Origin of the sequence: Sphingopyxis fribergensis (genome assembly GCF_000803645.1) — a bacterium.
In the GTDB taxonomy this organism is placed as follows: Bacteria; Pseudomonadota; Alphaproteobacteria; order Sphingomonadales; family Sphingomonadaceae; genus Sphingopyxis; species Sphingopyxis fribergensis.
Genome location: NZ_CP009122.1, coordinates 3,044,481 through 3,067,689 on the forward strand (window position 1 = coordinate 3,044,481; position 23,209 = coordinate 3,067,689).

A 23,209-nucleotide genomic window follows, 5' to 3' on the forward strand; every position below is an offset into this window, starting at 1 on the left:
CATGAAGGTAAAATTGACCGCCACAGGAGACCGTCATGGCCGGTCGTAGGATTCTGCTGATCGAGCCGGGCTACAAGAATAAATATCCGCCGCTCGGCCTGATGAAGATCGCGGCCTATCACGGCCCCCATGGCAAGGGCGACCATGTCACCTTCATCAAGGGGCAAGACCCGCGTGCCGAAGCGAGCGTGTGGGACCGCGTCTATGTCACCACGCTATTTTCCTTCGAGTACCGCAAGATCGGCGAGACGATCGACTATGCGCTGAAGCTGGTCGGCGGGCGCGCCGACCGCGTTTTCGTCGGCGGCATTGCGGCGTCGCTGATGACCGAGCGGTTCAAGACAGAGGCGCGCTGGCGGGGGGTGCGGTTCATCTCGGGCCTGCTGACACAGCCCCCGGCAACCGCCCTCCAGCTCGACGAATTTTACGGCGACCTCTACGCGGACGACCTTGGCGGAACGCCGATCGAGGATCTGATCCCGGACTATGCGATCCTCGACCAGATCGAATATGTTTACCCGGTCAAGGATGCCTATTTCGCCTATGCGTCCCGGGGCTGCATCCGCAAATGTCATTTCTGCGGGGTACCGAAGCTCGAAGGTGCGCAGCGCGACGCAGCTTCCCTCACCCACTATGTGAACGGCATTCGCGAGCGCCACGGCGAGAAGCGCGACCTTACCTTGATGGACAATAATGTCGTCGCGTCGCCGCGCTTCCGCGAGATTATCGCCGAGATTCGCGACCTCGGTTTCGAAGCAGGCGCGACGCTGAAGCGCCCGGGCGAACGCACGGCATCGAAGCGCCGGGTCGATTTCAACCAGGGCGTCGACGCCCGTATCCTGTGCAAAGATCCGATGTATCTGCAGGAACTTGCGACGATTTGCCTGAAACCGCTACGCATCGCCTTCGATCATCTCGGGCTGAAGAAGCCCTATGAACAGGCGATCCGATACTCGGCCGATGCGGGCCTTCGCGAATTGTCGAACTACATGCTCTACAATTTCCGCGACGACCCCGCAGATCTCTTCGAGCGGATGTGGCTCAACGTCCAGCTCAACGAAGAACTCGATATTCGAATCTGGTCGTTTCCCATGCGCTACCAGCCGACCGACCTGCCCGAGCGCAGCTTCGTCAGCGACGGCTGGACCCGCTATGAGCTGCGCTCGCTTCAGCTCGTCCTGCAGGCAACCCATGGTGTGGTCAGCGGCGCGCCAGAGTTTTTTCGCCGTGCCTTCGGCGCCGACGTCGATGCATTCCGGCGTATCTTGCTCCTGCCCCAGCATTTCATTTTCAATCGCGAATGGTTCGAAGCGGAAGGCGGACGAGGGCAGCTCGACGATTATGAAGCGGCGATCCGCCGACTTTCACCCTCGCAGAAGGGGGAGTTGCTCGCTAAGCTCTCGTCGCGGCATCCCAGCCGCTTCCGCGACCTTCGCGACGAGGAGGAGGATGACCTCCTCCGCCATGTTCTCGATTTCTACATCCCTTTGAGCAAGGATGCGGAGCGCGCGATTTGGGACAAGCGGGCGCGGACAACGAAGATTCCGGCCGACGCCCCTGCCCCAGATGAATTTGTCGAGGACGCCGGCCTAGAGGAAGAAGACATGTTCGTTCCATCACACACTCGCGCCGTCGGCTCCGAAAGGCTCGGTCTGTGAAGCGGGCCGCGCGCCAACCGTCGGCCTCGCCAGCCATCACCGGAACGGGCGCCTCGGCCTCGCCGGGCGACCTTGTCGTCATCGGAAAGGACATCTTGGAGCTGCTCAGCAGCGCTATGTACACTGACCCGCTGACGATCTACCGCGAATATGTACAAAACTCAGCCGATGCCATCGAGGCACGACGGCTCGACGGACCGCGAGGCAGAGGCCGGGTAGATATCCGCATCGACCATGATGCACGCTCGGTCCGCATTACGGATGATGGCACGGGCATACCCGTCAGCGAGGCTCCCCGGAGACTTCTGGCGATCGGAGGAAGCCGCAAGCGCGGAACGGATGCGCGCGGTTTCCGGGGCATCGGCCGCCTCGCGGGCCTCGCCTACTGTCGCCAGCTCCTGTTCCGGACCCGCGCCGCAGGCGACACCGAGGTTGTAGAGCTCAGCTGGGACTGTATGCGGCTGCGAGCGGCGCTGCGCGCACTCGGACAGAATGATGATCTGCCAGGCGTCGTCGACGATATTGTCACGTTAACGGTGCAGCCTGCAGATCCCTCCGACCCGCCACATTTCTTTGAGGTCGAGCTGCGCGACATCGTCCGACACCATCGACGGGATGCCTTGCTTAATGAGGAACTTATCGCTGATTATCTCGCCGAGGTCGCACCCGTCCCGTTCGACCGCGCCTTCTCCTTCGCGTCGGCTATCGAGCATCATATCAAGGCGCACGCACCGCTGCCCGAACTAGAGATCCGGATCAACGACGGCGAACCGTTGCGGCGCCCCCACCGCGACCAATTCCCGGCAAAGGCCAATGAGGACGGGCATATCTCGGAATGCGAACTTCTAACCTTCGAAGACCGCGACGGCGGTGTCGCCGCAGTCGGCTGGATCGTTCATCACGATTATCTCGGCGCCCTGCCGCGTCGTGCGCGCATCGGAGGAATCCGGCTGAGGGCCGGCGACATCCAAGTCGGCGACCACCAAGTCCTGATCGATTATTTCGCGGAACCCCGGTTCAATTCTTGGGCAGTCGCTGAAATCCACGTTCTGGACCGCCGGATCATCCCCAACGCTCGGCGCGACTTTTTCGAGCATAATGTCCATTTCAACGATCTGACCGCCCAGCTCGAGCCGCTGACCCGGAAGATAGCGAAATGCTGCCGCTCTGCTTCTGTTGATCGAAATCGAGCGAAGGCACTTCAGCAGACTGCGTCGGCGCTAGGGCAAGACATCCAGCTGCGAGACCTAAATGCCATCAACAGCGACATAAGACCCAAGCTGGAAAAATGCGTCAACGCGATGCGTGCCTTCGCCCGAAGGCACTCCAAAGGAGACAGTGTGGACGAGCCAGTTTTCGCCGCACTCAGTGAGTTGGAAGAGGCGTTGGGAAAGCAACCATAATTTTCTCGCCCCTAGCGACGAGCTTGTGCACTTTCTTGCCCGCTCCCGAAAGTCAGCTTTCAGGTATTATGCAACATCCGTTCGAATGACCAATATTGGGCGCATTTCTGCCGCATACCAAGGTGAGGTCGCGGTGATCGCGCCAAGCTTTTGACGGAGCGTGAAGGGATAAAGATGACCATATGCTGGTCGAAACCCATCGTGACGTCTATGTCAGACCCAATCAGAAGCGCCCCTTCACGGTCAGGCCGAACGTGCGGCGATCGCCCGGTATCTTGAAGAAGGGTGCCACGGGATTGGCCGACTGGATGCCGACGGCATAGATCTTGTCGAGCAGGTTGCGGCCCCAGATCTGCACCGACCAGCGATCGTCGGGATCCTTGATGCCCAGTCCGGCATTGGTCAGCCCATATCCCTCCTGCTCGCCATAGACGGACAGCGGATTGAGGAGGTTGGTCCGGCTGCGATAGCTCTGGTTCACGAATGCCGAAATGTTGAGGTTCGACGTGACCGGGGCTTCATAGTTGAGGCTGGCTTGCCCCGACCATTTCGGCGCGCCGGTTCGTTGTCCGGACAGGTCGAGGATGCCGGAACCATATTCGATCGGTGCCGGCGCGTTGGCATAGGATTTGTAAATCGCATCGTTATAGGCGCCGCTCAGCGACAGGTTGAAATGCCGATCGATGCGGTAAGCCGCATCGAATTCCACACCCCGCATACGAACCGAGCCGGCATTGCCGAGATAGGTGCCTAGTGCGAGGCGGTCCGGATCGATCTGTCCCGCCTGATAATCCTTGATGTCGTTCCAGTAGAGGTCGACGTTGAACGTGCCGCGGCGATCGGCGAAGCTGGTCTTGATACCAATCTCATAGGCCGTCGATTTTTCCGGATCGATCAAAAGCGGCCGGCCCGGCAGGGCAGAGAGATTGGCCGCACCCGATTTTTCACCATAGCTGACCGAGGCATAAGCAAGAATATCGTCGGTCAGCTTGTAGGACGGATTGATCAGCCAGGAGAAGGAGCGGTAGGTCCGTTTGCCTTCGACAAGGAAAGGACCGCCAAAAGCACTGACCAGCGCGGCGCGGTAGGGTTCCAGCCCGGCGGGGAGCGTCTCTCCGCCGAAGCTGCTGCCCGTATTGGAGGCTTCCTTGGTCTCGATGGTGTAGCGCAGGCCGCCGGTCAGCGTCGCGCGATCGGTGACGTGCCAACTCGCCTGGCCGAACGCGGCGTAACTGGTGATCCTGGCGCGGCCGAACTGGTCATATTCCACGCCGTCGAGCACCGACGCCGGTAAAAGCGGGCTGAGAAAATAGGTGGTCGCGTCCTTCTGGAACCGCGAGCGGTTGTTGCTGTCGATCTTCTCGCGCAGAAAATAACCGCCGACCTGATAATCGAACGCGCCGCCGGTGGGCGAGGCCAGGCGGATTTCCTGCGACAGCTGCGATACGTCGAGGTCGAACCCCGCCTTCAGGATCGAGAAGGGCGACAGGTCCGAGTCATGATCGGGCCGATAGCTATAGTCCCGCCAGGCCGAGACCGAGGTCAGCGTATGATCGCCGATTTCCACATCGAGCTGGTTCGACAGACCGTTGGTCTTCGATTTCATCAGGCCGAGCTGATCGGAATTGGCATTGTTGGGGAAATCATAGTTCGGGTCATAACCGAACAGGGTCCGCATCTTCCGCTCCCAGCCATTGCGGACGGTGCCGTCATTCAGCGTATTGACGTCGGCGAAGGGCGAATAGAAGTTGTTATATTCCGACGTTTCATAATGTTCGGCGATGACCCGATTGGTCACGTTGCCATTTTCGAACAGCAATTGGCCGCGCACCGCCCAGCGGTTGAGGTCCAGCAGCTTGCGGCCATTATATGCGTTGCGGGCCCAGCCATCCCCCTTCGTGTTATAGAAAGTGACCCGGTAGGCCAGCGTGTCGCCTGCAATCGGCCCTGTCGCATTGGCCCGGATTTCATAGCGATTGCGGTTGGCGACCGTGCCTTCCAGCTCAAGGCCCGGATCGAAGCTGGGCTTCTTGGTGGTAACGACCAGCGCACCGATGGTCGTGTTTTTGCCAAGCAGCGTTCCCTGCGGCCCGCGCACCAGCTCGACATGATCGAGATCGACGAAGTCCAGCCAGCTGAAGCCCACATGGGTGAAGAAGACATTGTCGACGATGAGCCCGACGCCCGGTTCCGCGCCGTCATTGTTGGCGTTGCCGCCCACGCCCCGGATATAGAGGCCGGACGTACGTGTATTTTGCTGAAGCGCGGAGAAGTTCGGTATTTTTCCAGCATAGTCGCTGATGCGGAACAACCGCTCATTGGCCACAGTGTCGCCGGAAATTGCCGATATGGACAGCGGCACATCCTGAAGCCGCTCTTCCCGCTTTCGCGCCATGACCACGATGTCACCCGGGGCGGAGCCATCCTCTTCCGACACGGCCGTGGCGGGCGCCTCGTTCTGCTGTGCCATGACAGGCGGGCAAAGCGCCAGCCAGGAAATCCCTGACAGGGCGGCAAACAGGTTGCGGTTCGGTCGGTTCATCTTATCCCCCTTGATGCTGCACGGACGGCCTCCTGCGAACCGGGATGCCTGATGCGTCCGCGCGCTTCGGGTCATCGACTTGTGCTTGTATGGCGCTACATGGCAGCATCGCCGGCGACTGTTCCTGGGGAGACAATTGGTTCGATGGTGAACAAAGCCGCTGTATTCGAAGCGATGCTGCGCAGCGGCGGCTGGCTTGCGACCCTGCCCGAAGCGGTGCGTCAGGCCGTTTTCAAAGCGAGCAGCGTGCGCACGATCGCGCCCGGCGCGGCGCTGTTCGAACAAGACGGCCCGCCGACCGGCCTGCACGGCGTTTTCTCCGGCGACATTCGTGTCGTCGGCCATTCGCGCGATGGCCGGGCGGTCATCATGGGCGTCATCCATCCCGGTGAGTGGGTCGGCTATCTGAGCTGCCTCGACGGCCTGCCGCACGCCTATTCAGGCATTGCGAGATATGGCGCCCGGACCTTGTCGCTGGCTCCTGCCGACGTGGCGCGTATCTTCGAGCGCGACGTCGCCACATACCGCTTGCTGCTGGCGCCCGAACTGGCGGCGGAGCGAAAGCTGGCTCAGTTCATCATCGAAGGCATGGGCCTGCCGCTCGTCCAGCGAGTCGCCGCGCGTCTCTGCGATCTCGGTCGATGGCCCTATGGCGAGGATGCGGGGCCGGTGTCGCCGCTGGACCATATCAGTCAGGAGGAGTTGGCGATGTCGGTCGGTGCCACGCGCCCCCGGATCAACGAGATACTGCGCGATCTCGCAAGCCGGGGCATGGTAGAGCTGGGCTATGGGCGCATCGTCGTCCGGGATGTAGCCGCGCTCGAACAATTTGCGCGTGGCGAGTGATCCAATTGTTCCCCTGAAGACAGACCCCGGCAGGCCATGCGCCAATATTCGCCTTCTTGCATGCGCGAATGGGGAGATACTCGATGTTTGTACGATTACTGGCCGCAACCTTGCTGGCAAGCCTCAGCCCGACGTCGGGCGCCGCCGGGGCGGACGCCCCCTTACCGACCGTCAGCGGCGCAAGCTTTGCTTCCGCGCCAGTCACGCTTTCGAACGGTATCAAAGGAACGATCATCTCGTTCGAAAGTCGCACGCCCACCGAGTGGGCGGCCACGATTCAAGGGGAAACAGGACCGGCGGTGACACTCAATGCGCAGATATTCCTCCCGGTCCGCCGCGAGAAGGAACTGCCCGCGATCATCATGGTGCCGGGCAGTGGAAATATCGGCACGCACCATCTGGCCGAGGCAGCCGCACTCAATTCGGCAGGCTATGCGGTACTGCTCATCGATCCGTTCCGCGCGCGCGGAATCGCGGACACCATCGCCGATCAGGGACGGCTGACCTGGGTCGCCAGCACTTATGACGTGCTGGCGGCGGTCCGCTATCTCCAGTCCAGAGGCGACATCGATCCGGCGCGGATCGGCGCGCTCGGCGGAAGCCGTGGCGGCACGGCCGTGATGATGGCCGCCGCCGCGCCCTTTGCCGAGGCGGTGCTGGGGCCAGGCAAGGGGCTGCGCGCGGTGGTCGCCGGCTATCCCTGGTGCGGGACGCAGTTCCAGTCGGCGCGCCTGTCCGGAGGGGCGGCGTTGCTCGTCCTTCAGGGCGACCGCGACGACTGGGTGTCGCTTCAGCAATGCCAGGATGCGGTTCACGCGATGATCGTCGGCGGCCAGGCGGCGTCGATGCGGATCGTGCCCGGCGCTCTCCACGCCTTCGACAGGGCAGACGTCCCGCCGACGCCGATCCCCGGGGCGATCACCTCCACGACCTTTCCGACCATCTACATGACCGATACGGGCATCTATATCGATCCACGCACTGGACAAGCCGACCCGGCGCTGACGGCGAAGGATTTCACGAGCTATGCCGCCAAGGCCGGTTTTGGGCGCAAGGGCGTGACGATCGGCAGCCGGCCCGGCGATGCCGAGGCCTTCATGAGCGAAATGACCGCCTTCTTCGCGAGGGAGCTGTGAAGCGCGTGTCTGCTGCGATCCTGATCGCCGCAATCGCCCTTGCATCACCGATAGCGGCAGCGCCCGAGGCGCCTTCCGGAACGATCCGCGTCGGCTATCTGCGCCTTGCCAACGCGCAACTGGTCAGCAAGGCGCTCGGCCTCCACGAGCGGGCCGGGCTAAAAGTCGAATGGGTGCCGTTCGAAACGGGCGGACAGGTCAACGCCGCCATTGCCGCCGGCCGGATCGACTTCGGAGCCGTTGGCACACCCCCCGCTGCGGCGGGCATATCGGCCGGACTTCCTTATCGCGGCCTCTTCATCCTCAACATGCTGGGCAGCGTCGAAGGCTTGGTCGTGCGGGCCGACCTCCCCATTTCCGCACCCACCGATCTTTCGGGTAAGCGGATCGCGGTTCCGTTCGGGTCGACGTCCTACTATCTCCTGCTGTCATTGTTGCGGCTGGAACATATTCCCGAAAATGCCGTCACGCTGGTCGACATGACACCATCGCAAGCGCGGACCGCATGGGACCGGCGAGAGATCGATGGCGCCTGGCTTTGGGAGACGGCACTTCATCAGATGGTAGCAGATGGCGGCCGTATCCTGATAGACAATCGCGACATGGCAAAACATGGCCTGGCTGTTGGCGACATCGCCGTAGTAACCAAGGCGCTAGCCGAGGCGCGGCCGGAACTGGTCGCCCGCTATGTACAAGCGGAATGCGCTGCGATCACGTTCTGGCATGACCACCCCGAGGAAACGGCGCAAATCGTCGAGCGCGAGCTGGGTGTCGATCCACAGGAGGCTGCGCGAATGATGCGCGGCACGGGAGTCCTGCCCTGCCGCCAGCAATTGACGTCGGCATATCTGGGACAAGACGGAAATGCAGGTGCCTTTGCACGATCACTCCATCCGATCGCGCGGTTTCTCTCAGGGCGGGGCAGAATCAGAGAGGTGCCGGACGACCGCAACTTTGACAATTTCTTTGACCTACGGTTCCTGAATAACGCCTACGCCGTTGAAACGACACAAAAATAGACACTTCCGGCTTCCGCCCGGCATACAAGCTGTTCCTCTTGGACCCGATGCGCTCATCGGCAACGCCGGCCTGAATTCGATGCTCGAAACTTTCTGTCCGATTTCAGAATTCTGCGACGACCGCCAGAGCAACCGATATCCGGCGCGAAGCCGACTGGTCGCTTCTCCGTTTGGAATGCTCGTTATCGCAACCGGCGCTCCTGAAGGGAGGCACTCCGGTTCGTCCGCAAAATAGATCACGACATCGACCGATTCCACGGGTTAGGTCGGCTTTCAGAATTAGTTGGGTCGGATCTGCGAGGCGAAGATCGAGACCGGCGTGGATAGAAACGAGCGTTTGCCGGAACGAAAGGGACTCGAATGGTCGCAGATGCACAGTCTGTCATGCGAACCTGCATCGTCTCGATGGCCCTGCGGACAATTCCGCCGCCACACCCGGCTCCGATTGCCTCGCTCCGGAGCGCGATGAGGGCCGTGTTGAAGCGGTCGACAAAGTCCTGATCGACCGGCAGACCCGAGCCAGACATGGCGTTCTCCTTCTTCGATTTTGGATTCACTGCGGCCGCTGGTCGATGATTGCTGCGAGGATTTCGTCGGCCTTTTCAGCCGGAAGGAAGAGCCGCGTCTTGTACTGGATCACCTCGCTGAACGCGCCGCGAGCCTTGAGCCATTCGCGATCCTGCGGCTGGAAATCCCGGACCTCAAAGCGCCGGCTACTGTTCACCATCGTGGAAACGAGGCGCGCGCCGTGGAGGCCCGGGATCAGTGTGCCATCGCCGCCACGCGCCGCCTCGATCAATTCAGCAGGGGTAAGCTTGATGGACGATTCAAGACCAAATGCGGTTTCCAGTTTCTCGAGCGCCGCGGGCATCACGATGCGTCCGAGTATCGAGGTTCCCGCTGCGTCATCGATCCGCCAGACGCGAACATCATCTTGCGGCAGCTTGTTCCAGACGGGCAGTAGGAGGCCGGTCGCAACGCTGATCGTATGAATATCGACCTTCTCGAGCGCCTCGGACACCTCTACGTCCCAGAAGGCCTTGAAGCTGTCGCGATCAATTTCCTTCCAGAAGGTCTGCCAAAGCTCGGCGAGTTGGATGCGCTTGGAACCCGTCGGTCGGACAAACTCCAGCATCTTGACTGGGCGCCCCTCGTCGTCGGTAATCGACCAGGATGGAACGCAAAGGGCGACGCGTCCCGAACGATTGTTGCGGAGATACTGGACATCTGTGGTGCCGCCCCAGATTCTGTCGAGGCGCGCCCATCCTGTAACGTGCGGCTTCAGATGAAGCTCGAGGCGGAGCAGCCGGGTTTCGGCGCCGGACACCGGGTCCTTCTTGAGCACCCGCTCCGAGATCGGGACGATGTGCTCGGCGCGGATCGCCTCGACGCCGAGATCGAGCGTTCCGGCTTCGCGCGCGGCGTCGACCCGGGCCTGTATTAGACCCATATACTCCTCGAAGATCGCATTCTGAGTCGCGATCCGCAGCGCGAGGATGCGGTTGAGCCATCGCTGGATCGGCGGCAGCTTGTCGAGCAAGGTGCCGTGCTCATCGACGAGCTTCAGACCGGTGATGATCTGGAGCTTCTCGAGGCTGACGCTCGCGAGCTTGCCCGCGTGGAGAAGGTGATACCACTGGGTCAGGGCCTCGCGGGCGTAGCAGCTTTCGAGATTATCGGCCGGATCGAACAGGTTCTGGCCGCCCGTCTGGCGTTGGCCGCGCGTGAGCGCGCCGAGCATGTCGAGGCGGCGAGCGATGGTGCTGATGAACCGACGTTCGCCCTTGCAGTTGGTCGTGACGGGGCGGAACACCGGCGGCATCGATTGGTAGGTGCGGTGGGTGCGGCCGAGGCCCTGGATCGCGATGTCGGCGCGCCACCCGGGCTCGAGCAAGAAATGGATGCGCCGCTTGTGCGCTGTGGGGCAACCCAAGTCGGCATGATAAGAGCGTCCGGTGCCGCCCGCCTCGGAAAAGACGAGGATAGGCTTTCGCCCCGACATGAAATTGTCGGTCTCGGCGATGTTGGAACTGGACGTGCGACGCTCGACCTTCTGCCGGCCTTGCCCGTCGACGACGATGCGCCGCGTGCGTCCCGTGACTTCCGCGACCATGTCGGTCCCGAAATGCGCGAGCAGGAAGTCGAGCGCAGCCGGAACCGGCGGTATCGAGCAGAGCCGCTCGATCAGCTCGTCGCGCGCGTCGACCGCTTCCTGGCACAGGACACCGTTGCCCTCGTCGTCAAGCATCGGCTCGGAGCGCATCGATCCATCGGTCGCGCGAAAGGCGCGCATCTGGCGCGTCGGGAAGGCCGTTCTCAGATAATCGATCAGCGTGTCGAGCGGCGAGACATCGATCGACAGGTTCGCGCGTTCTTCGGGCGAAAGATCTGCAAGGCGGCGGCCGAGAATTGCCTCGGCCGTGCTGGTGAGTTGGACGACGGCGACATGGCCCGTGGCGAGTTCATCCTCGATAGCGCGAACGACCGTCGGCATCTTCATCGAGATCAGGACCTGCGAGAAGAACCGCTGCTTCGCGCTCTCGAACCGGCTGAGCGCCGATCCCTTGGCCTGGGCGTTCATCGTCTGGCCCGACATGCGGTCGACGATGTTCGATGCCATAAGGACCTCGTCGAGGTTCTGGTGGATGATGGCCCACGCGTCGGCATAGGCGTCGTAGATGTCGATCTGGTCGGGCGTGAGCTGATGCTCGAGTGGGTCATATTCGACGCCGGCGAAACTGAGGGCGCGGGCCGTATAGAGGCCCATGGACTTGAGATCGCGGGCGACGATTTCCATCGCGGCGATGCCGCCATCCGTCATCGCAGCGAGAAAGCTGTCACGGTTGGCAAAGGCGGTGCCCGGACCCCAGAGGCCGAGCCGCGAGGCGTAGCTCAAATTTTCGGGCTTCGTCGCACCGGTGGCCGATTCATAGACGACGCGGGCGCGCGGCAGCGCATTTTGCAGGCGGACCCCGGCAAGGCCCTGTTCGGAACCCTTGGCCCGCCGATACTCGTCCTTGGTGCCCGCGGCGTTGCCCATCGAATGGGATTCATCGAACAGGATCACGCCTTCGAAGTTTGCGCCAGTCCACTCGAGAATCTGCTGCAGGCGCGAGCATTGGTCGTGGCGCTGGGACCGGAGCGTCGCATAGGTGAGGAAAAGGATGCCGCTCGCCATGCCGATCGGCTGGCCGAGCGGAAAGGCGTCGAGCGGCTGGACATCGATCGGAAGTCCGCCAAGCGCGCTCCAGTCGCGCCGGGCATCTTCAAGGAGCGTCGCGCCCCTAGATATCCAGATCGCGCGCTGGTTGCCGCAGTTCCATTGGTCCCGAATGATCGCAGCGCCTTCGCGGCCCTTGCCCACGCCCGTCCCGTCGCCGATGAAGAAACCCATGCGATAGGCGGGGCCTTCGGAATCCTCGATCAGCAGGTCGCCGGCGGTGTTGGTGACGAACCGGCTCGGCAGGTCGCGCGAGAAGGCATCGCCTGCGTAGATGATCGCTTCGAGTTGGGCGTCGGACAGCGACTCGCTCGCCCGCTTCTGGAAGAGCGGACGATATTGGGGGATCGGCGGCAGAACCGACGCCATGGCGAGCGATTCCACGAGATTGTCGGGGTGTGGCTTCGCGCCCGGAATATCGATGCGGGCGAGCCGCCAGGGCGCGTAGATGCCGACCGGATCGCCGACCGGCAACGGCGTATCGCGAACCGAATAGGCGAGCGGCCGCGCCGAATCATCCTTGGCGGCAATCCGTGAAGGCGCAATGATCCTGGGGCCAGCGAGGCCGGAGAAGAGCGAAGACGACGAAGGCCCCAGCGCGGGCCGCATCGGGATCACCGCCGGGGACGCGGGCGGCGGTTCGTCGGACGGGTCAAGCCGCGGCGGAAGCGCGAGCACGATCGGCAGCGCCGCCTCGATCGTGTCGACCGTGTGTCGCTCAGTTTGGCCGATCCAGCCCTTGTCGAAGACGATCAGGCGGATAGCGACGCTGGTACCATGCTTCGCATAGGGGCGGCCGAGAATCGTGATCTCGACGCGCGGGCGGGCAATTTCGGCGACGGAGACATAGCCGCTCGCACCGCTCGCATCGTGCGCGAAGGTCGGCGACATGATCGCGACGCAGCGTCCGCCCTCGGCAAGACGCAGCAGCGCGGAGCGAAGATGGCGAGCCCCGGCATGACGGTCCTGGCCGCGCGCCTCGCTACGGCTGAAGGGCGGGTTGATCAGGACGACGGTGGGCCGAACATCCGCCGGCAGTCGGTCGTTGATAAATTCGGCGTCATGGGTCGTGACCGCGCGGCTCGTCACGAGGGAAAGCAGCGCCGCCCGGCAGGGATCGCGCTCGTTGAGCGAGACGCTCGCGCCGGCGGCAATCGCGTGCGCCGCGAGCATGCCCGTGCCCGCCGACGGTTCGAGCACATGATCGTCGGTCATGATCGCCGCCGTTCGGGCCGCTAGCCAGGACAGCGCGGCGGGCGTGCTGAACTGCTGCATGTCGATCTGGTGCTCGCTGCGGTAGGTCTGGGTCGGCAGCGCCTTCTCAAACGCGAGGATATCCGCGAAATCATCTTCGGGCGCGCAGTCCGGGTTCGGTTCATTGTCGGGCGCGAGCGTGTCAGAAGCCTGCGCGGCTTCGAGCGCGTCATAGGCATCGCGCATCGACCAGCGCCCGTCGGCATCGGACCCGCCGAACGCTTCGGTCATCAACCGCTTGAGCAGGGAGCGAGTCACCGATTGCGGAACAGCAAGCCGGTCGCGCAGTGCGCGCGCGACGCCATAGAGGCGTTCGGCGTTTTCTCGGGCCGCGGTATCCGGGATTTCGGCAAGCCTCAGAAGCGGAAGGGTCATGGCAATTCTCCTGAAGAAGTTCGGGAGCAACACGCCCCCGCTGCCATCGCCCTTCCCCCTCTCCTCCCGACGCGAATGGCAGGAAAAGAGGGGCCGCGGCGTGTGGCCGCGACCCAATAGGCCGGACGGAGAATCAGGCCGCGTCGGAGAGCTGCTCGTCCTCGTCGACATCATCGGCAGGATCGCCCGCCGCCTCGGGATCGACGGCGTCGGTCATTTCGTCATCGCGATCATCGTTCACCGGTTCGGCGACCGGGTGCTCGAAGCGCATGGCGTCAGGGAGCCACGCAAGCGCCTTTTCCTTGACGTCCGCCTCGACGATGATGTTCCCGGCGAAGAGCTGTTCAGCCGAGGACGCGAGCAAGTCCTTCTTCGATGCCCCGTAGCGCTGGCTGAGTTCGCTGCCACCGATGTCCTGGAAGAGGTCGATGATGGAGCTCTTGGTCAGCCGCTTGAAGTAATTCGCGGCCGTCGGGCGCCACCAGGCGGCGACGTCGATCTCGAGCTTGCGACCGAGATGATCGACGAAACCGCTGGCGGAATCTTTCATGGGCACCGCATGGATCGTCCGGGCAATCGCCCAGGCGAGCCAAGCCGCACGCGCTTCTTCGCCGAGCGCGCAGAAGGCATCGTAGCGCCCGGCGACGCCGATGTTCGGCTGGACCCAGCTTCGATCGAGCCCCTCTTCGAGCTTCGTCCATTCGTCAGCCGCGAGCGATCCGCTCTCGAAGCCAATGACGCGCGACGGCGCAGAGTCGGCGCGAAGGTCGCTCGCGAGATCGGAGGCGTAGCGCCGCAAAGCCGCATCGACCATCACGAACGTGCCGAGATCGAGCGCGAAGCGCGGATCGCTTGCGACATGGACCCGGAGCAGCTCGGCTTTCATCGTCGCGAGTTCGTCGATGAGCCGCTGGCTCATCGACGGTTTCGCCGAAACAGAGCCTTCGGTGTCGCCGTCGTCATCTTCGTCGCCATCGATGTCTTCGTCGGCCTCGTTCGGGACCATGTAGGCCTGATGATGAACGCGGGGCTGGCCGTCTTCGCCGATGACGAGGAAGGCGAGGGCCGCGGCTTTCTGGTCTTCGGTGAGGACTGCCGGTCGATTCTGGATGCCGCTCAGTTCGGATTCGAGTTCGCGATACCGCTGTTCCTCGTCCTCGGTGATGCCGTCATCACTCTCGTCAGCGGATTCGGCGATGGAGTTCATCTCGGCCTCGATCTCGGCGCACCGCGCTTCCTCCTCTGCCGTCGGTTCGGGGATCTCGCCGCGGACCGGGCGGAGGCCGTCATAATCCGCGAACGAGATGCGCGTCATTGGGACCGCGCGAATTTCCGCGTAGCCCTCGCGCGCGCGGATCGATTCAGCTTCCGCCGCAAGCTTCTCATCGGCGAGCCGGTCGAGGACGTCGCCGTCGATCCAGTTTTCGGACGCGCTGTCGGAGAAGAGGTCGGAGTCGATCCGCCCGCCCGCTTCGACATAGGCTTCGCGTCCAACGAGCAAAGCCTTCGGGTCGTTGCCTCGATAGTTGCCGGCGGCGAGCTCACGCCGGATGGTGAACGGGTCATTACGGTAATAGCTCTCGCGATATTGCTCGAAGACACGGGCCTGTCGGGCTGTGTCCGACGTGCTGCCATAGGCTTTCGCGATTTCGAGGGTGATTTCGCCCTTGCGCAGCGCATCGAAGACTGTCTCGTGCAGGTCCGCGAGACGGACGCGACCGAGAACAAAACGCTCGGTTTTGCCGAAGCGCGCCGCTACCTGGGCCGCAGTCTTGTCCTCTTTCTCGATCATATTCTTGAACGCCATGCATTCGTCCGCAGCGCTCATCGGCAGCTTGCGATTTTCAGCATAGCTGAGTTCGATCGCGTCCTTGGTGTCGGGCCGAACCATGACCGGTACTTTGAAATCTTCCGGAAGCTCGCCCTTCTCGATCAGCGCGTGCACCCTCGTGAGACGGCGCCCGCCGCCGAAGATGCTGTACTGATCCTTCTTGCGCTTGACAGCGGTGCCAATCAGATTCTGGATGATGAAGCCGGCCTGGCCGATCATAGCTTCCAGTTCGGCATCGGCATCCGGGTCGCTTTCGGTTCGGACATTGAGCGGCGACACGACGCAATTGCGCGCGAGAGCGTATATGATGGGAAATGTCATAGTCTGTCTCCTGGCGGCGATGGCCCGACCATTCAGGCCGCTCGGCGCCGCCAGTCCCTCGCTCCCTTCCCTCCATGTCGTAGGACGTCGTTCCAGTCGTTCCGATCGTTCCATGGCCAGATCGTCTCGATACGCCGTCCGGAGACCGCCTGCGCCTTCATGGCGAGCGGCACGGCGAGGCGGCCGGCACGGTCGTTGTCGGGCAACAGGATGAGACGCGACACCGAATCTGGCGTAGCAATACGTGGGATGCGCTCATTGCCGAGCGCAGCCCAGACCGGAATGCCGAGGAGGATCATCGCCGAGATCGCTGTCTCGATGCCCTCGGCAATTCCGAGTGTATCAGTGGCGGGCGCGAGTCGAACCGCACCTGTGCGGGGGTGACCGAGCAATCTGCGAGGATGCTGGAGGTCGCGCGCGCGTCGGCCCTTGCGATCCAGGAAGGTCCGGTGGACGGCCACCAATCCCGAATCATCTGTTACCGCGGCGAGCATCGCCGGTCGGAACACGGCCAGTCGCCCCCTGCCAAGCGGCGTTCGCGGAGCGAAGCGCAGGCAGTCAGGTGCAATATCGATCGACCTATTCCGCAAATAGGTCTCCGCGATTGTCCAATTTATTGGCCGACCAATGCCCCACAGCTCACGGGCACGCCGCTGTAGCCATTCCTTAGGCAGGCAGGATGGCACACCCCTGCCGTCATGCGCGTCGAGGGCGGTCAGATCGTCGCGACGGAGAGCCCGGAGCACATCGGAAATGTCGCAGCCGGCAAAGCATTTGAACAAAAGTCGTGTTTCGCCAACCCTGACCGACAGGCTCGGCGTTCGATCGTCATGAGCAGGACAGCAGCACATGCCAGAATCGCCTGACCAAGCCCCGCCTAAGCGGCGCACAAGAGCAGCCCCGGCGACCTCGAGTTCTGGCTTTCGAGACGTTGAAAACCCAGCAGGCATGGCAAGCCTCTTCATCAGGACGGACACGCAATCCCCCCCTCTCTTCCTCCTCGCTCGGCTTGGCTGCAGCATTGGTCCGATTGCCCCCGCGGCGCAGGAATGCCGCCGACCGGCAGATTTATGCCCTAACCCTTGTGACGAACGTGGCGCCGGGAATACTCGAGCCGGCGAAAGCTGCGTTGGAACCGCGCGCAAAAATGTCTCGTTGCGAGGACACGAAAGATGCGGGATTCTGATGACGCTCCGGTCGAGATCGTATTTGTCGAGCCCCTAACGGTGCGGATTTCGACCGCCGTCAAGCTTACCGGCATCAGTCGATCACGAATATATGAACTCATCGAGTCCGGCGACCTCGACACCGTCAAGGTCGGCCGGTCCACATTAATTCCATTCAAGAGCCTCAAGGCGCTGACCGGCGGCTAGCCACTTGAGTTCGCCGGTTTCCCGAAAGCGGGTCGCAGAATTTGAGCGCCATCGCGAAGCTCGTTCAGATAGTCGGACCAATGTTGCATCATGCGGACGCGCTCATCCCAATATTCGCCTCGCGTGTAGATACGGCGGGTCGCATTGGCATCGAGATGGGCGAGCTGCCTCTCGATCGCATCAGGGTGCCACATGCCCATCTGGTTGAGGAGCGTGGCTGCTGTCGATCGGAACCCATGCGCCGTCATCTCCTCGCGGCTATAGCCGAGGCGACGCAGTGCCGCGCTCACCGTATTCTCGGACATGCACCGCCGGGAGGTCCGAAACGACGGAAACAGAAATTGCCCATGGCCGGTGAGGCCGTGCAGTACTTCAAGCATTTCGAGAACCTGCCTCGACAGGGGAACACAGTGCTGGCGACGCATTTTCATTTTGTCGGCCGGGATCGTCCACACCGCGTCCTCGACATCGATCTCTGTCCATTCCGCCTGTCGCAATTCCCCCGGCCTGACGAAGACATGCGGAGTCAGTCGCAGCGCAATCGCCGTGATTTCGTGACCGGTATATCCTTCGATAGCGCGCAAGAGCGCCCCTGTTTCCTTGCGGGTCGTGATCGCGGCGTGGTGCTTTACCTTGGGTGCCGTGAGCGCGCCGCGCAGGTCAGCCGCGAGATCACGGTCGGCCCTTGCGGTGGCGATTGCATAGCGGAAGACTCTGCTAATAACGCTGCGCATTCGACGGGCACTTTCATACCGGCCATTTGCTTCGACCTTTCGGAGAACGGCCAGAACTTCCTGGGGCGTGATTTTTGAGATCGGCCGGCTGCCGATCAATGGATTGGCGATATCGAGAAGCCAGCGAATTTTGCGAAGCGTGACGGCCGCGCGCTCTTCCCGTTCGTTTTTCGCCAGCCATTCCGCCGCAATCGTCTTGAACGTGTTGTCCTCGGCGATCTTTCGGGTGATCCGTTCGACCTTCTTTTCCGCGGCCGGGTCGAGACCGGAGACGATTTTCTTGCGGGCCGCGTCTCGCAACTCACGGGCGGCGGAAATCCCGACGTCCGGCCAAGACCCGAAGTAGAGCGTCTTTTGCCGTTCGAGGTGCCGATAGTTCATTCGCCAGAGTTTGGCCCCGTTCGGCCTTACCAAGAGGTACAGCGCATCCGAATCGGCCATTTTATAGGCCTTTTCCATGGGCTTGGCGTTCGAGATCTGGATGTGGGTAAGCGTCATGATGGTTTCACCTGCAAGAGGCTGACCGGAACCATCAAAAACACCATCAAAGCTGATGGTATGCTGATGGTTCCGGCTGGATCAGCCTGGATTCCATTCAGCGATTCTCATCGAAAAAACGGTGGAAAACCAGCCGCTTGCTGGACATTCCCGGACGTTGCCGGAAAGGTCACTGGTGCCCAGAAGAGGACTCGAACCTCCACGACCTTGCGATCGCCAGCACCTGAAGCTGGTGCGTCTACCAATTCCGCCATCTGGGCACGGGGTAGGAGCGGGCGCTTAGCGGCGCGTGCATCGGCTTGTCAACCGCGGTGCGAGCGCCGATGCACATTTTATCGCAAAGCCGCCGGTTTCGCCTCATAATCGGGTGCTCGCCCCTTGCCCCCCTTCCCGCTTCGCGGCATGGGGAAGCCGTGCGGCGCGCCCCTGCGCCCGCGAGAGAATCGATCACAGGCGGACGACATGCAGAAACTCGACGGGCAATTGATCACGGTGCTGGGCGGCGGCGGCTTCCTCGGCCGCTATGTCGTGCAGCGGCTGCTCGCGCGCGGCGCGCGCGTCCGCATCGCACAGCGCGAACCCCGCGCCGCGACCTTCCTGAAACCACTCGGCGGATTGGGCCAGACGCAGTTCGTCGCAGTCGACGTGCGCGATGCCGCCAGCGCCCTTCGCGCCGTGCAGGGCAGCGATGCCGTCATCAACCTCGTCGGCGCGTTCGGCGACATGCAGGCGGTGCAGGCCGACGGCGCCGGCCATGTCGCCGCTGCGGCGAAGGCGGCGGGTGCCGCCGCGCTCGTCCACGTCTCGGCGATCGGCGCCGACGCCAACAGCGCGTCGGCCTATGGCCGCAGCAAGGGCGATGGCGAAGCAGCGGTGCGCGCGGCGTTCGCCGATGCCGCGATCCTGCGCCCGTCGATCATCTTTGGCCGCGAGGACCAGTTCATCAACCGCTTCGCGACGATGATGCGCATGGCGCCGGTCGTCCCGGTGATTGCGCCGAAGGCGAAGTTCCAGCCCATCTATGTCGGCGACGTCGCTGACGCCGTCGTCGCGGCGCTGGCCGACAATGCCGCAGGCAAGATTTTCGAACTTGGCGGACCGCAAGTGCTGACGATGGCCGAATTGCTGCGCTGGATCGCCGACGCGACCGGCCGCTCGCCCCTGTTCGTCGACGTGCCCGACTTCGTCGCCTCGGCGCTCGCGAGCGGCCTCGGCTGGGCGCCGGGCGCGCCGATCACCAAGGATCAGTGGCTGATGCTCCAGCACGACAATGTCGTCGCGAACGGCGCCGCGGGGCTCGCCGAGCTGGGCGTCACGCCGACGTCGCTGGGTTCGGTCGCCGACGGCTGGCTGGTCCAATATCGCCGCAATGGCCGTTTCGCCGAGCTTGCCTCGCGATAATGGGTATCTGGCTGACCGCAATCATCCTCGGCATCGTCGAGGGTTTGACCGAGTTTTTGCCCGTCTCCTCGACGGGCCACCTCATCCTCGCGACCGAGCTTCTCGGCTATGACGCCGCGCGCTGGGCGATCTTCAACATCGCGATCCAGCCGGGTGCGATCCTCGCAATCGTCGTGCTGTACCGGAAACTCTTCTGGGATATGTTCACCGGCTTTTTCCGGCGCGATCCGGTGGCGATCGCCTTTGTGCGCAACCTGTTGCTCGCTTTCTTTCCGGCGGTCATCCTGGGCCTCGCCTTCGGCGATTATATCGAGGTCATGCTGGAAAATGCGGTGATCGTTGCTTGGGCGCTGATCATCGGCGGTTTTGCGATCCTGCTCGTCGAGCGCTTTGCCAAGACGACGGACGTGGGCGGCGTCGCGAATGTGTCGGTGCGGCAATCGATCCTCGTCGGGTTGGTCCAGTGCCTCGCAATGATCCCGGGCGTCAGCCGGTCGGGTGCGACGATCCTCGGCGCGATGTCCTTCGGGGTCGACCGCAAGACCGCGGCGGAGTTCAGCTTTTTCCTTGCGCTGCCGACGCTGACCGGCGCGACCGTGCTCCAGCTGTTCAAGCATCGCGATGCGATCACCAGCAACGATCTGGGCCTGATTGCCGTCGGCTCGCTCGTCTCTTTTGTCGTCGCCTGGGCGGTGATCAAGGCCTTTCTCGCCATCGTCACCCGCTATGGTTTTGCACCTTTCGCCTGGTATCGAATCATCGCTGGCGTCGCCGCACTGATCTGGCTTGGCATGAGATAGGGCCGAAACGGTATCAGTCGACGAAACATAATTGCGCGAACCTATTTTGAAGAAAATTTACGCTCATTTTAGGTTAGTAACGTTGTCCTAAATCAATATTCGCCCGTGACAGGGCTTTTCGAGCCATGCAATTCGCCCTTCCAGAAGGGGATACTGCATGGCTTCCGATCGCATGCTCCAATTTGTGGAGCGTGAACAATCCTATCCGGACAAACGCTCGGCCGAACAGCGCGCGCACGACTTTCGCGAGATCGCCGAGCGCTACGCCGCGCCCGACGCCGACGCACAGGCCGCGCGCTGCTCGCAATGCGGCGTGCCCTATTGCTCGGTGCATTGCCCGTTGCACAATCATATTCCCGACTGGCTGCGCCTGACCGCCGAGGGGCGCCTCCGCGAAGCCTATGAGCTGAGCAACGCGACCTCGACGATGCCCGAAATCTGCGGCCGCATCTGTCCGCAGGACCGCCTGTGCGAAGGCAATTGCGTCATCGAATTTTCGGGCCATGGCGCGGTGACGATCGGCAGCGTCGAGAAATATATCACCGATACCGCTTGGGCCGAGGGCTGGGTCGAACCGCTGCACCCCGGCGCCGCGACCGGCCAGTCGGTCGGCATCATCGGGGCCGGCCCTGCGGGGCTGACGGCGGCCGAATATCTGCGCGCCGCGGGGCATGAGGTGCATGTCTATGACCGGCACGACCGCGCCGGCGGGCTGCTCACCTATGGCATACCCGGCTTCAAGCTGGAGAAGGATGTCGTGATGCGCCGGATCGACCGGCTGGTCGCGGGCGGCATCCATTTTCACCTCGGCTTCGCGGTCGGCGAGGATGCGACGCTCGACGCGCTGCGCCAGAAGCATGATGCGATCCTGATCGCGACCGGCGTATATAAAGCGCGCGAGATCAAGGTTCCCGGCAACACGGCCGATGGCGTGATCGCCGCGCTCGACTATCTGATCGCATCGAACCGCAAGAGTTTTGGCGATGCCGTCCCGGCGTTCGACGACGGCCGCCTCGATGCCAGGGACAAGCATGTCGTCGTCATCGGCGGCGGCGACACCGCGATGGACTGTGTCCGCACCGCGGTGCGTCAGGGCGCCAAGTCGGTCAAATGCCTCTATCGCCGCGACCGCGAGAATATGCCGGGGTCGCAGCGCGAAGTGACCAACGCCGAGGAAGAAGGCGTTGAATTCGTCTGGCTGTCGGCGCCCGAAAGCTTCACCGCCGACAAGCATGTGAAAGAGGTCGCGGTCGCAGGGATGCGCCTCGGCGCGCCCGACGCGAGTGGCCGCCGCAGCCCCGAGGCCGATCCCGGCCGCCAATTCGACGTCCCCGCCGACATGGTGATCAAGGCGCTCGGCTTCGATCCCGAGGAACTACCGCACCTGTTCGGTTCGCCCGACCTGTCGGTCACGCGCTGGGGCACTTTGCGCGTCGATCACCAGACGATGATGACCAGCCTGCCCGGCGTTTTTGCCGCCGGCGACATCGTCCGCGGCGCCAGCCTGGTCGTCTGGGGCATCCGCGACGGCCGCGACGTCAGCGATCAGATGGCAAAGTGGTTGAAAGCCAAGGCGAAAAGCGAAAAGAAGGCGGCATGACCAATAGGGGAAGGAATTTCATGATGCCGTCGTTCAAATCGATCCTGCTTGCCGGAGCAATCGCGATCGCGCCTGCACACGCTTTTGCCGCGCCGAAGGAAGCCCCGGTGGCCGATACCGTCGCCGCGCCCGCCGAAGACGAAATCGCGACCGAATATGACAGCAAGGCAGCTGCCGAAGAGGCAAAGGCCAAGATGCAGAAGGAAATGGACGAGGCGATCGCACTCGTCGAAAAAATGTTCGACACCAGCAGCCTGCCGCCGATCGAGCCGGCGCGCCTGGCGCTCGCGCAAAAGACGATGGGCGCGCTGATCCCCGCCGGCAGCCTCGAGCGCATGATGGACAATCTTTATGGCAAGATGTTCAAGACGATCATGGGCGAGTTCGGCGGCCAGTCGGACCTGATGCTGTCGATCCAGACCGGGGTCGAAAGCGACCAGATCGCGACGCTCGACGAAGCGACCAAGGGCAAGGTCGCCGACATGTTCGACCCGCATCGCAAGGAACGCGAAGACCAGATCACCAAGGTGATCAAACCGCTGATCAGCGAAGTGCTGGGCGACATGGAACCGCCGATGCGCGAAGGCATGTCCAAGGCCTATGCCCGCAAGTTCACGGCGGCGCAGCTCACCGACCTCAACGGCTTTCTCGCGACACCGACGGGCGCGCTCTACGCCAATGAATGGATGGCGCTGCAGGCCGATCCCGAAGTCATGGTCGCGGTGGTCAAGGCGATTCCGCCGCTCGTCACCAAATTCATCGACCGCGCGCCCGAGCTCGAGAAGGATTTCAAGGATCTGCCGAAGGAAAAGCAGCTTTCCGACTTCGACGACAAGGAACTCGCGAAGCTCGCCAAGCTGATGAAGGTCGATGTGAAAGTGCTGAAGGAACAGCGCGACATGTGGAAGACCGACAGCGTCGAAGCGGCCGACGCGGTCGCGGTCGATGCCGCCGACGATTATGCGGTCGACGCGGCAGCTGATGCTGCGACCGCCGCAGAGGACGCCGCCGACGCGGTCGCCGACCCCGCCTATGACCGCAGCAACTGGTCGGCCGACGACCTGAAGCGCGTCGAGGATCTCGAACTCGCTTATGAAAACGCCTCGCTCGCGGCGCAGCAGGCCGCCGAGGAAGCGGCTGCCAACGCGAGCAAGCGTTCGAAGCTACCCAATAAATAGGCACCCAGCCTGTCAGGACA

At 62.8% G+C, this 23,209-nt stretch carries 15 protein-coding genes and 1 tRNA gene; 10 read left to right on the forward strand and 6 right to left on the reverse strand.

Annotated elements, in window-relative coordinates; translation table 11 throughout:
- The first annotated feature begins 35 nt into the window (after positions 1-35).
- Together SKP52_RS14105 and SKP52_RS14110 are read left to right on the forward strand one after the other, a co-directional pair.
- Positions 36-1,658 (forward strand): radical SAM protein, encoded by a 1,623-nt coding sequence (locus SKP52_RS14105; RefSeq protein WP_039575682.1) that lies wholly within the window; start codon positions 36-38, stop codon positions 1,656-1,658.
- Positions 1,655-3,061: an ATP-binding protein gene (locus SKP52_RS14110; RefSeq protein ID WP_052208318.1), complete on the forward strand. Its 1,407-nt coding sequence runs from the start codon at positions 1,655-1,657 to the stop codon at positions 3,059-3,061. The genes SKP52_RS14105 and SKP52_RS14110 overlap by 4 nt, the downstream gene beginning before the upstream one ends.
- A 223-nt stretch (positions 3,062-3,284) precedes the next feature.
- On the opposite strand, the gene SKP52_RS14115 is transcribed toward SKP52_RS14110, so the two are convergent.
- Positions 3,285-5,603: a TonB-dependent receptor gene (locus SKP52_RS14115; protein WP_158514390.1), complete on the reverse strand. Its 2,319-nt coding sequence runs from the start codon at positions 5,601-5,603 to the stop codon at positions 3,285-3,287.
- 144 nt (positions 5,604-5,747) lie between these two features.
- Between SKP52_RS14115 and SKP52_RS26150 the strand changes: the two genes are divergently transcribed.
- The 3 genes from SKP52_RS26150 (at position 5,748) to SKP52_RS14130 (ending at position 8,604) form a co-directional block, all read left to right on the forward strand.
- Positions 5,748-6,449, forward strand: a complete 702-nt coding sequence (locus tag SKP52_RS26150; RefSeq protein ID WP_039575690.1) for a Crp/Fnr family transcriptional regulator — start codon at positions 5,748-5,750, stop codon at positions 6,447-6,449.
- A gap of 83 nt (positions 6,450-6,532) precedes the next feature.
- A complete protein-coding gene (locus tag SKP52_RS14125) occupies positions 6,533-7,585 on the forward strand; it encodes a dienelactone hydrolase family protein (RefSeq protein WP_039575692.1) in 1,053 nt (350 codons plus the stop codon).
- A 5-nt stretch (positions 7,586-7,590) separates the two neighbouring features.
- Positions 7,591-8,604 (forward strand): taurine ABC transporter substrate-binding protein, encoded by a 1,014-nt coding sequence (locus SKP52_RS14130; protein ID WP_158514388.1) that lies wholly within the window; start codon positions 7,591-7,593, stop codon positions 8,602-8,604.
- A 553-nt stretch (positions 8,605-9,157) separates the two neighbouring features.
- Here the strand turns inward: SKP52_RS14130 and SKP52_RS14135 are convergent.
- The 3 genes from SKP52_RS14135 to SKP52_RS27550 all read right to left on the reverse strand — a co-directional run bounded on the left by SKP52_RS14135 (position 9,158) and on the right by SKP52_RS27550 (position 16,627).
- Positions 9,158-13,453, reverse strand: coding sequence for a strawberry notch family protein (locus tag SKP52_RS14135; protein WP_039575694.1), 4,296 nt, complete (start codon positions 13,451-13,453; stop codon positions 9,158-9,160).
- A gap of 133 nt (positions 13,454-13,586) precedes the next feature.
- On the reverse strand, positions 13,587-15,605 hold the full coding sequence (locus SKP52_RS14140; RefSeq protein WP_039575697.1) for a ParB/RepB/Spo0J family partition protein: 2,019 nt from the start codon (positions 15,603-15,605) through the stop codon (positions 13,587-13,589).
- Between the two features lie 32 nt (positions 15,606-15,637).
- A complete protein-coding gene (locus tag SKP52_RS27550) occupies positions 15,638-16,627 on the reverse strand; it encodes a DUF7146 domain-containing protein (protein ID WP_456114829.1) in 990 nt (329 codons plus the stop codon).
- Positions 16,628-16,777: 150 nt separating this feature from the next.
- On the opposite strand from SKP52_RS27550, the gene SKP52_RS14150 reads away from it, so the two are divergent.
- Positions 16,778-16,978 (forward strand): helix-turn-helix domain-containing protein, encoded by a 201-nt coding sequence (locus SKP52_RS14150; RefSeq protein WP_039575699.1) that lies wholly within the window; start codon positions 16,778-16,780, stop codon positions 16,976-16,978.
- On the opposite strand, the gene SKP52_RS14155 is transcribed toward SKP52_RS14150, so the two are convergent.
- Complete coding sequence (locus SKP52_RS14155; RefSeq protein ID WP_039575702.1) at positions 16,975-18,210, reverse strand: tyrosine-type recombinase/integrase; 1,236 nt, start codon at positions 18,208-18,210, stop codon at positions 16,975-16,977. The two genes, SKP52_RS14150 and SKP52_RS14155, sit on opposite strands and share 4 nt — an antisense overlap.
- A gap of 173 nt (positions 18,211-18,383) precedes the next feature.
- Positions 18,384-18,470 (reverse strand) — tRNA-Leu (locus SKP52_RS14160).
- A 202-nt stretch (positions 18,471-18,672) separates the two neighbouring features.
- Here SKP52_RS14160 and SKP52_RS14165 point away from each other — a divergent pair.
- From SKP52_RS14165 to SKP52_RS14180, 4 genes are all read left to right on the forward strand, one after another.
- Positions 18,673-19,611 carry a complex I NDUFA9 subunit family protein gene (locus tag SKP52_RS14165; protein WP_039575704.1) on the forward strand — a complete coding sequence of 313 codons (939 nt, stop codon included), beginning with the start codon at positions 18,673-18,675 and terminating at the stop codon, positions 19,609-19,611.
- Positions 19,611-20,411, forward strand: a complete 801-nt coding sequence (locus tag SKP52_RS14170; protein WP_039575707.1) for an undecaprenyl-diphosphate phosphatase — start codon at positions 19,611-19,613, stop codon at positions 20,409-20,411. Before SKP52_RS14165 ends, SKP52_RS14170 begins: the two co-directional genes overlap by 1 nt.
- A 157-nt stretch (positions 20,412-20,568) precedes the next feature.
- Entirely contained in the window at positions 20,569-22,011 is a 1,443-nt protein-coding gene (locus SKP52_RS14175) for an NAD(P)-dependent oxidoreductase (RefSeq protein ID WP_039575710.1), read from the forward strand.
- Positions 22,008-23,189, forward strand: a complete 1,182-nt coding sequence (locus tag SKP52_RS14180) for a DUF2059 domain-containing protein (RefSeq protein ID WP_228383653.1) — start codon at positions 22,008-22,010, stop codon at positions 23,187-23,189. Before SKP52_RS14175 ends, SKP52_RS14180 begins: the two co-directional genes overlap by 4 nt.
- Positions 23,190-23,209: the final 20 nt, after the last annotated feature.

Bases quoted from the DNA above. Each gene is read 5' to 3' on its own strand.
- SKP52_RS14105 (WP_039575682.1), top strand. From the start codon at position 36: ATGGCCGGTCGTAGGATTCTGCTGATCGAGCCGGGCTACAAGAATAAA.
- SKP52_RS14115 (WP_158514390.1), bottom strand. From the start codon at position 5,603: ATGAACCGACCGAACCGCAACCTGTTTGCCGCCCTGTCAGGGATTTCC.
- SKP52_RS26150 (WP_039575690.1), top strand. From the start codon at position 5,748: ATGGTGAACAAAGCCGCTGTATTCGAAGCGATGCTGCGCAGCGGCGGC.
- SKP52_RS14125 (WP_039575692.1), top strand. From the start codon at position 6,533: ATGTTTGTACGATTACTGGCCGCAACCTTGCTGGCAAGCCTCAGCCCG.
- SKP52_RS14135 (WP_039575694.1), bottom strand. From the start codon at position 13,453: ATGACCCTTCCGCTTCTGAGGCTTGCCGAAATCCCGGATACCGCGGCC.
- SKP52_RS14140 (WP_039575697.1), bottom strand. From the start codon at position 15,605: ATGACATTTCCCATCATATACGCTCTCGCGCGCAATTGCGTCGTGTCG.
- SKP52_RS27550 (WP_456114829.1), bottom strand. From the start codon at position 16,627: ATGCTGCAGCCAAGCCGAGCGAGGAGGAAGAGAGGGGGGGATTGCGTG.
- SKP52_RS14150 (WP_039575699.1), top strand. From the start codon at position 16,778: ATGCGGGATTCTGATGACGCTCCGGTCGAGATCGTATTTGTCGAGCCC.
- SKP52_RS14155 (WP_039575702.1), bottom strand. From the start codon at position 18,210: ATGACGCTTACCCACATCCAGATCTCGAACGCCAAGCCCATGGAAAAG.
- SKP52_RS14165 (WP_039575704.1), top strand. From the start codon at position 18,673: ATGCAGAAACTCGACGGGCAATTGATCACGGTGCTGGGCGGCGGCGGC.
- SKP52_RS14170 (WP_039575707.1), top strand. From the start codon at position 19,611: ATGGGTATCTGGCTGACCGCAATCATCCTCGGCATCGTCGAGGGTTTG.
- SKP52_RS14175 (WP_039575710.1), top strand. From the start codon at position 20,569: ATGGCTTCCGATCGCATGCTCCAATTTGTGGAGCGTGAACAATCCTAT.
- SKP52_RS14180 (WP_228383653.1), top strand. From the start codon at position 22,008: ATGACCAATAGGGGAAGGAATTTCATGATGCCGTCGTTCAAATCGATC.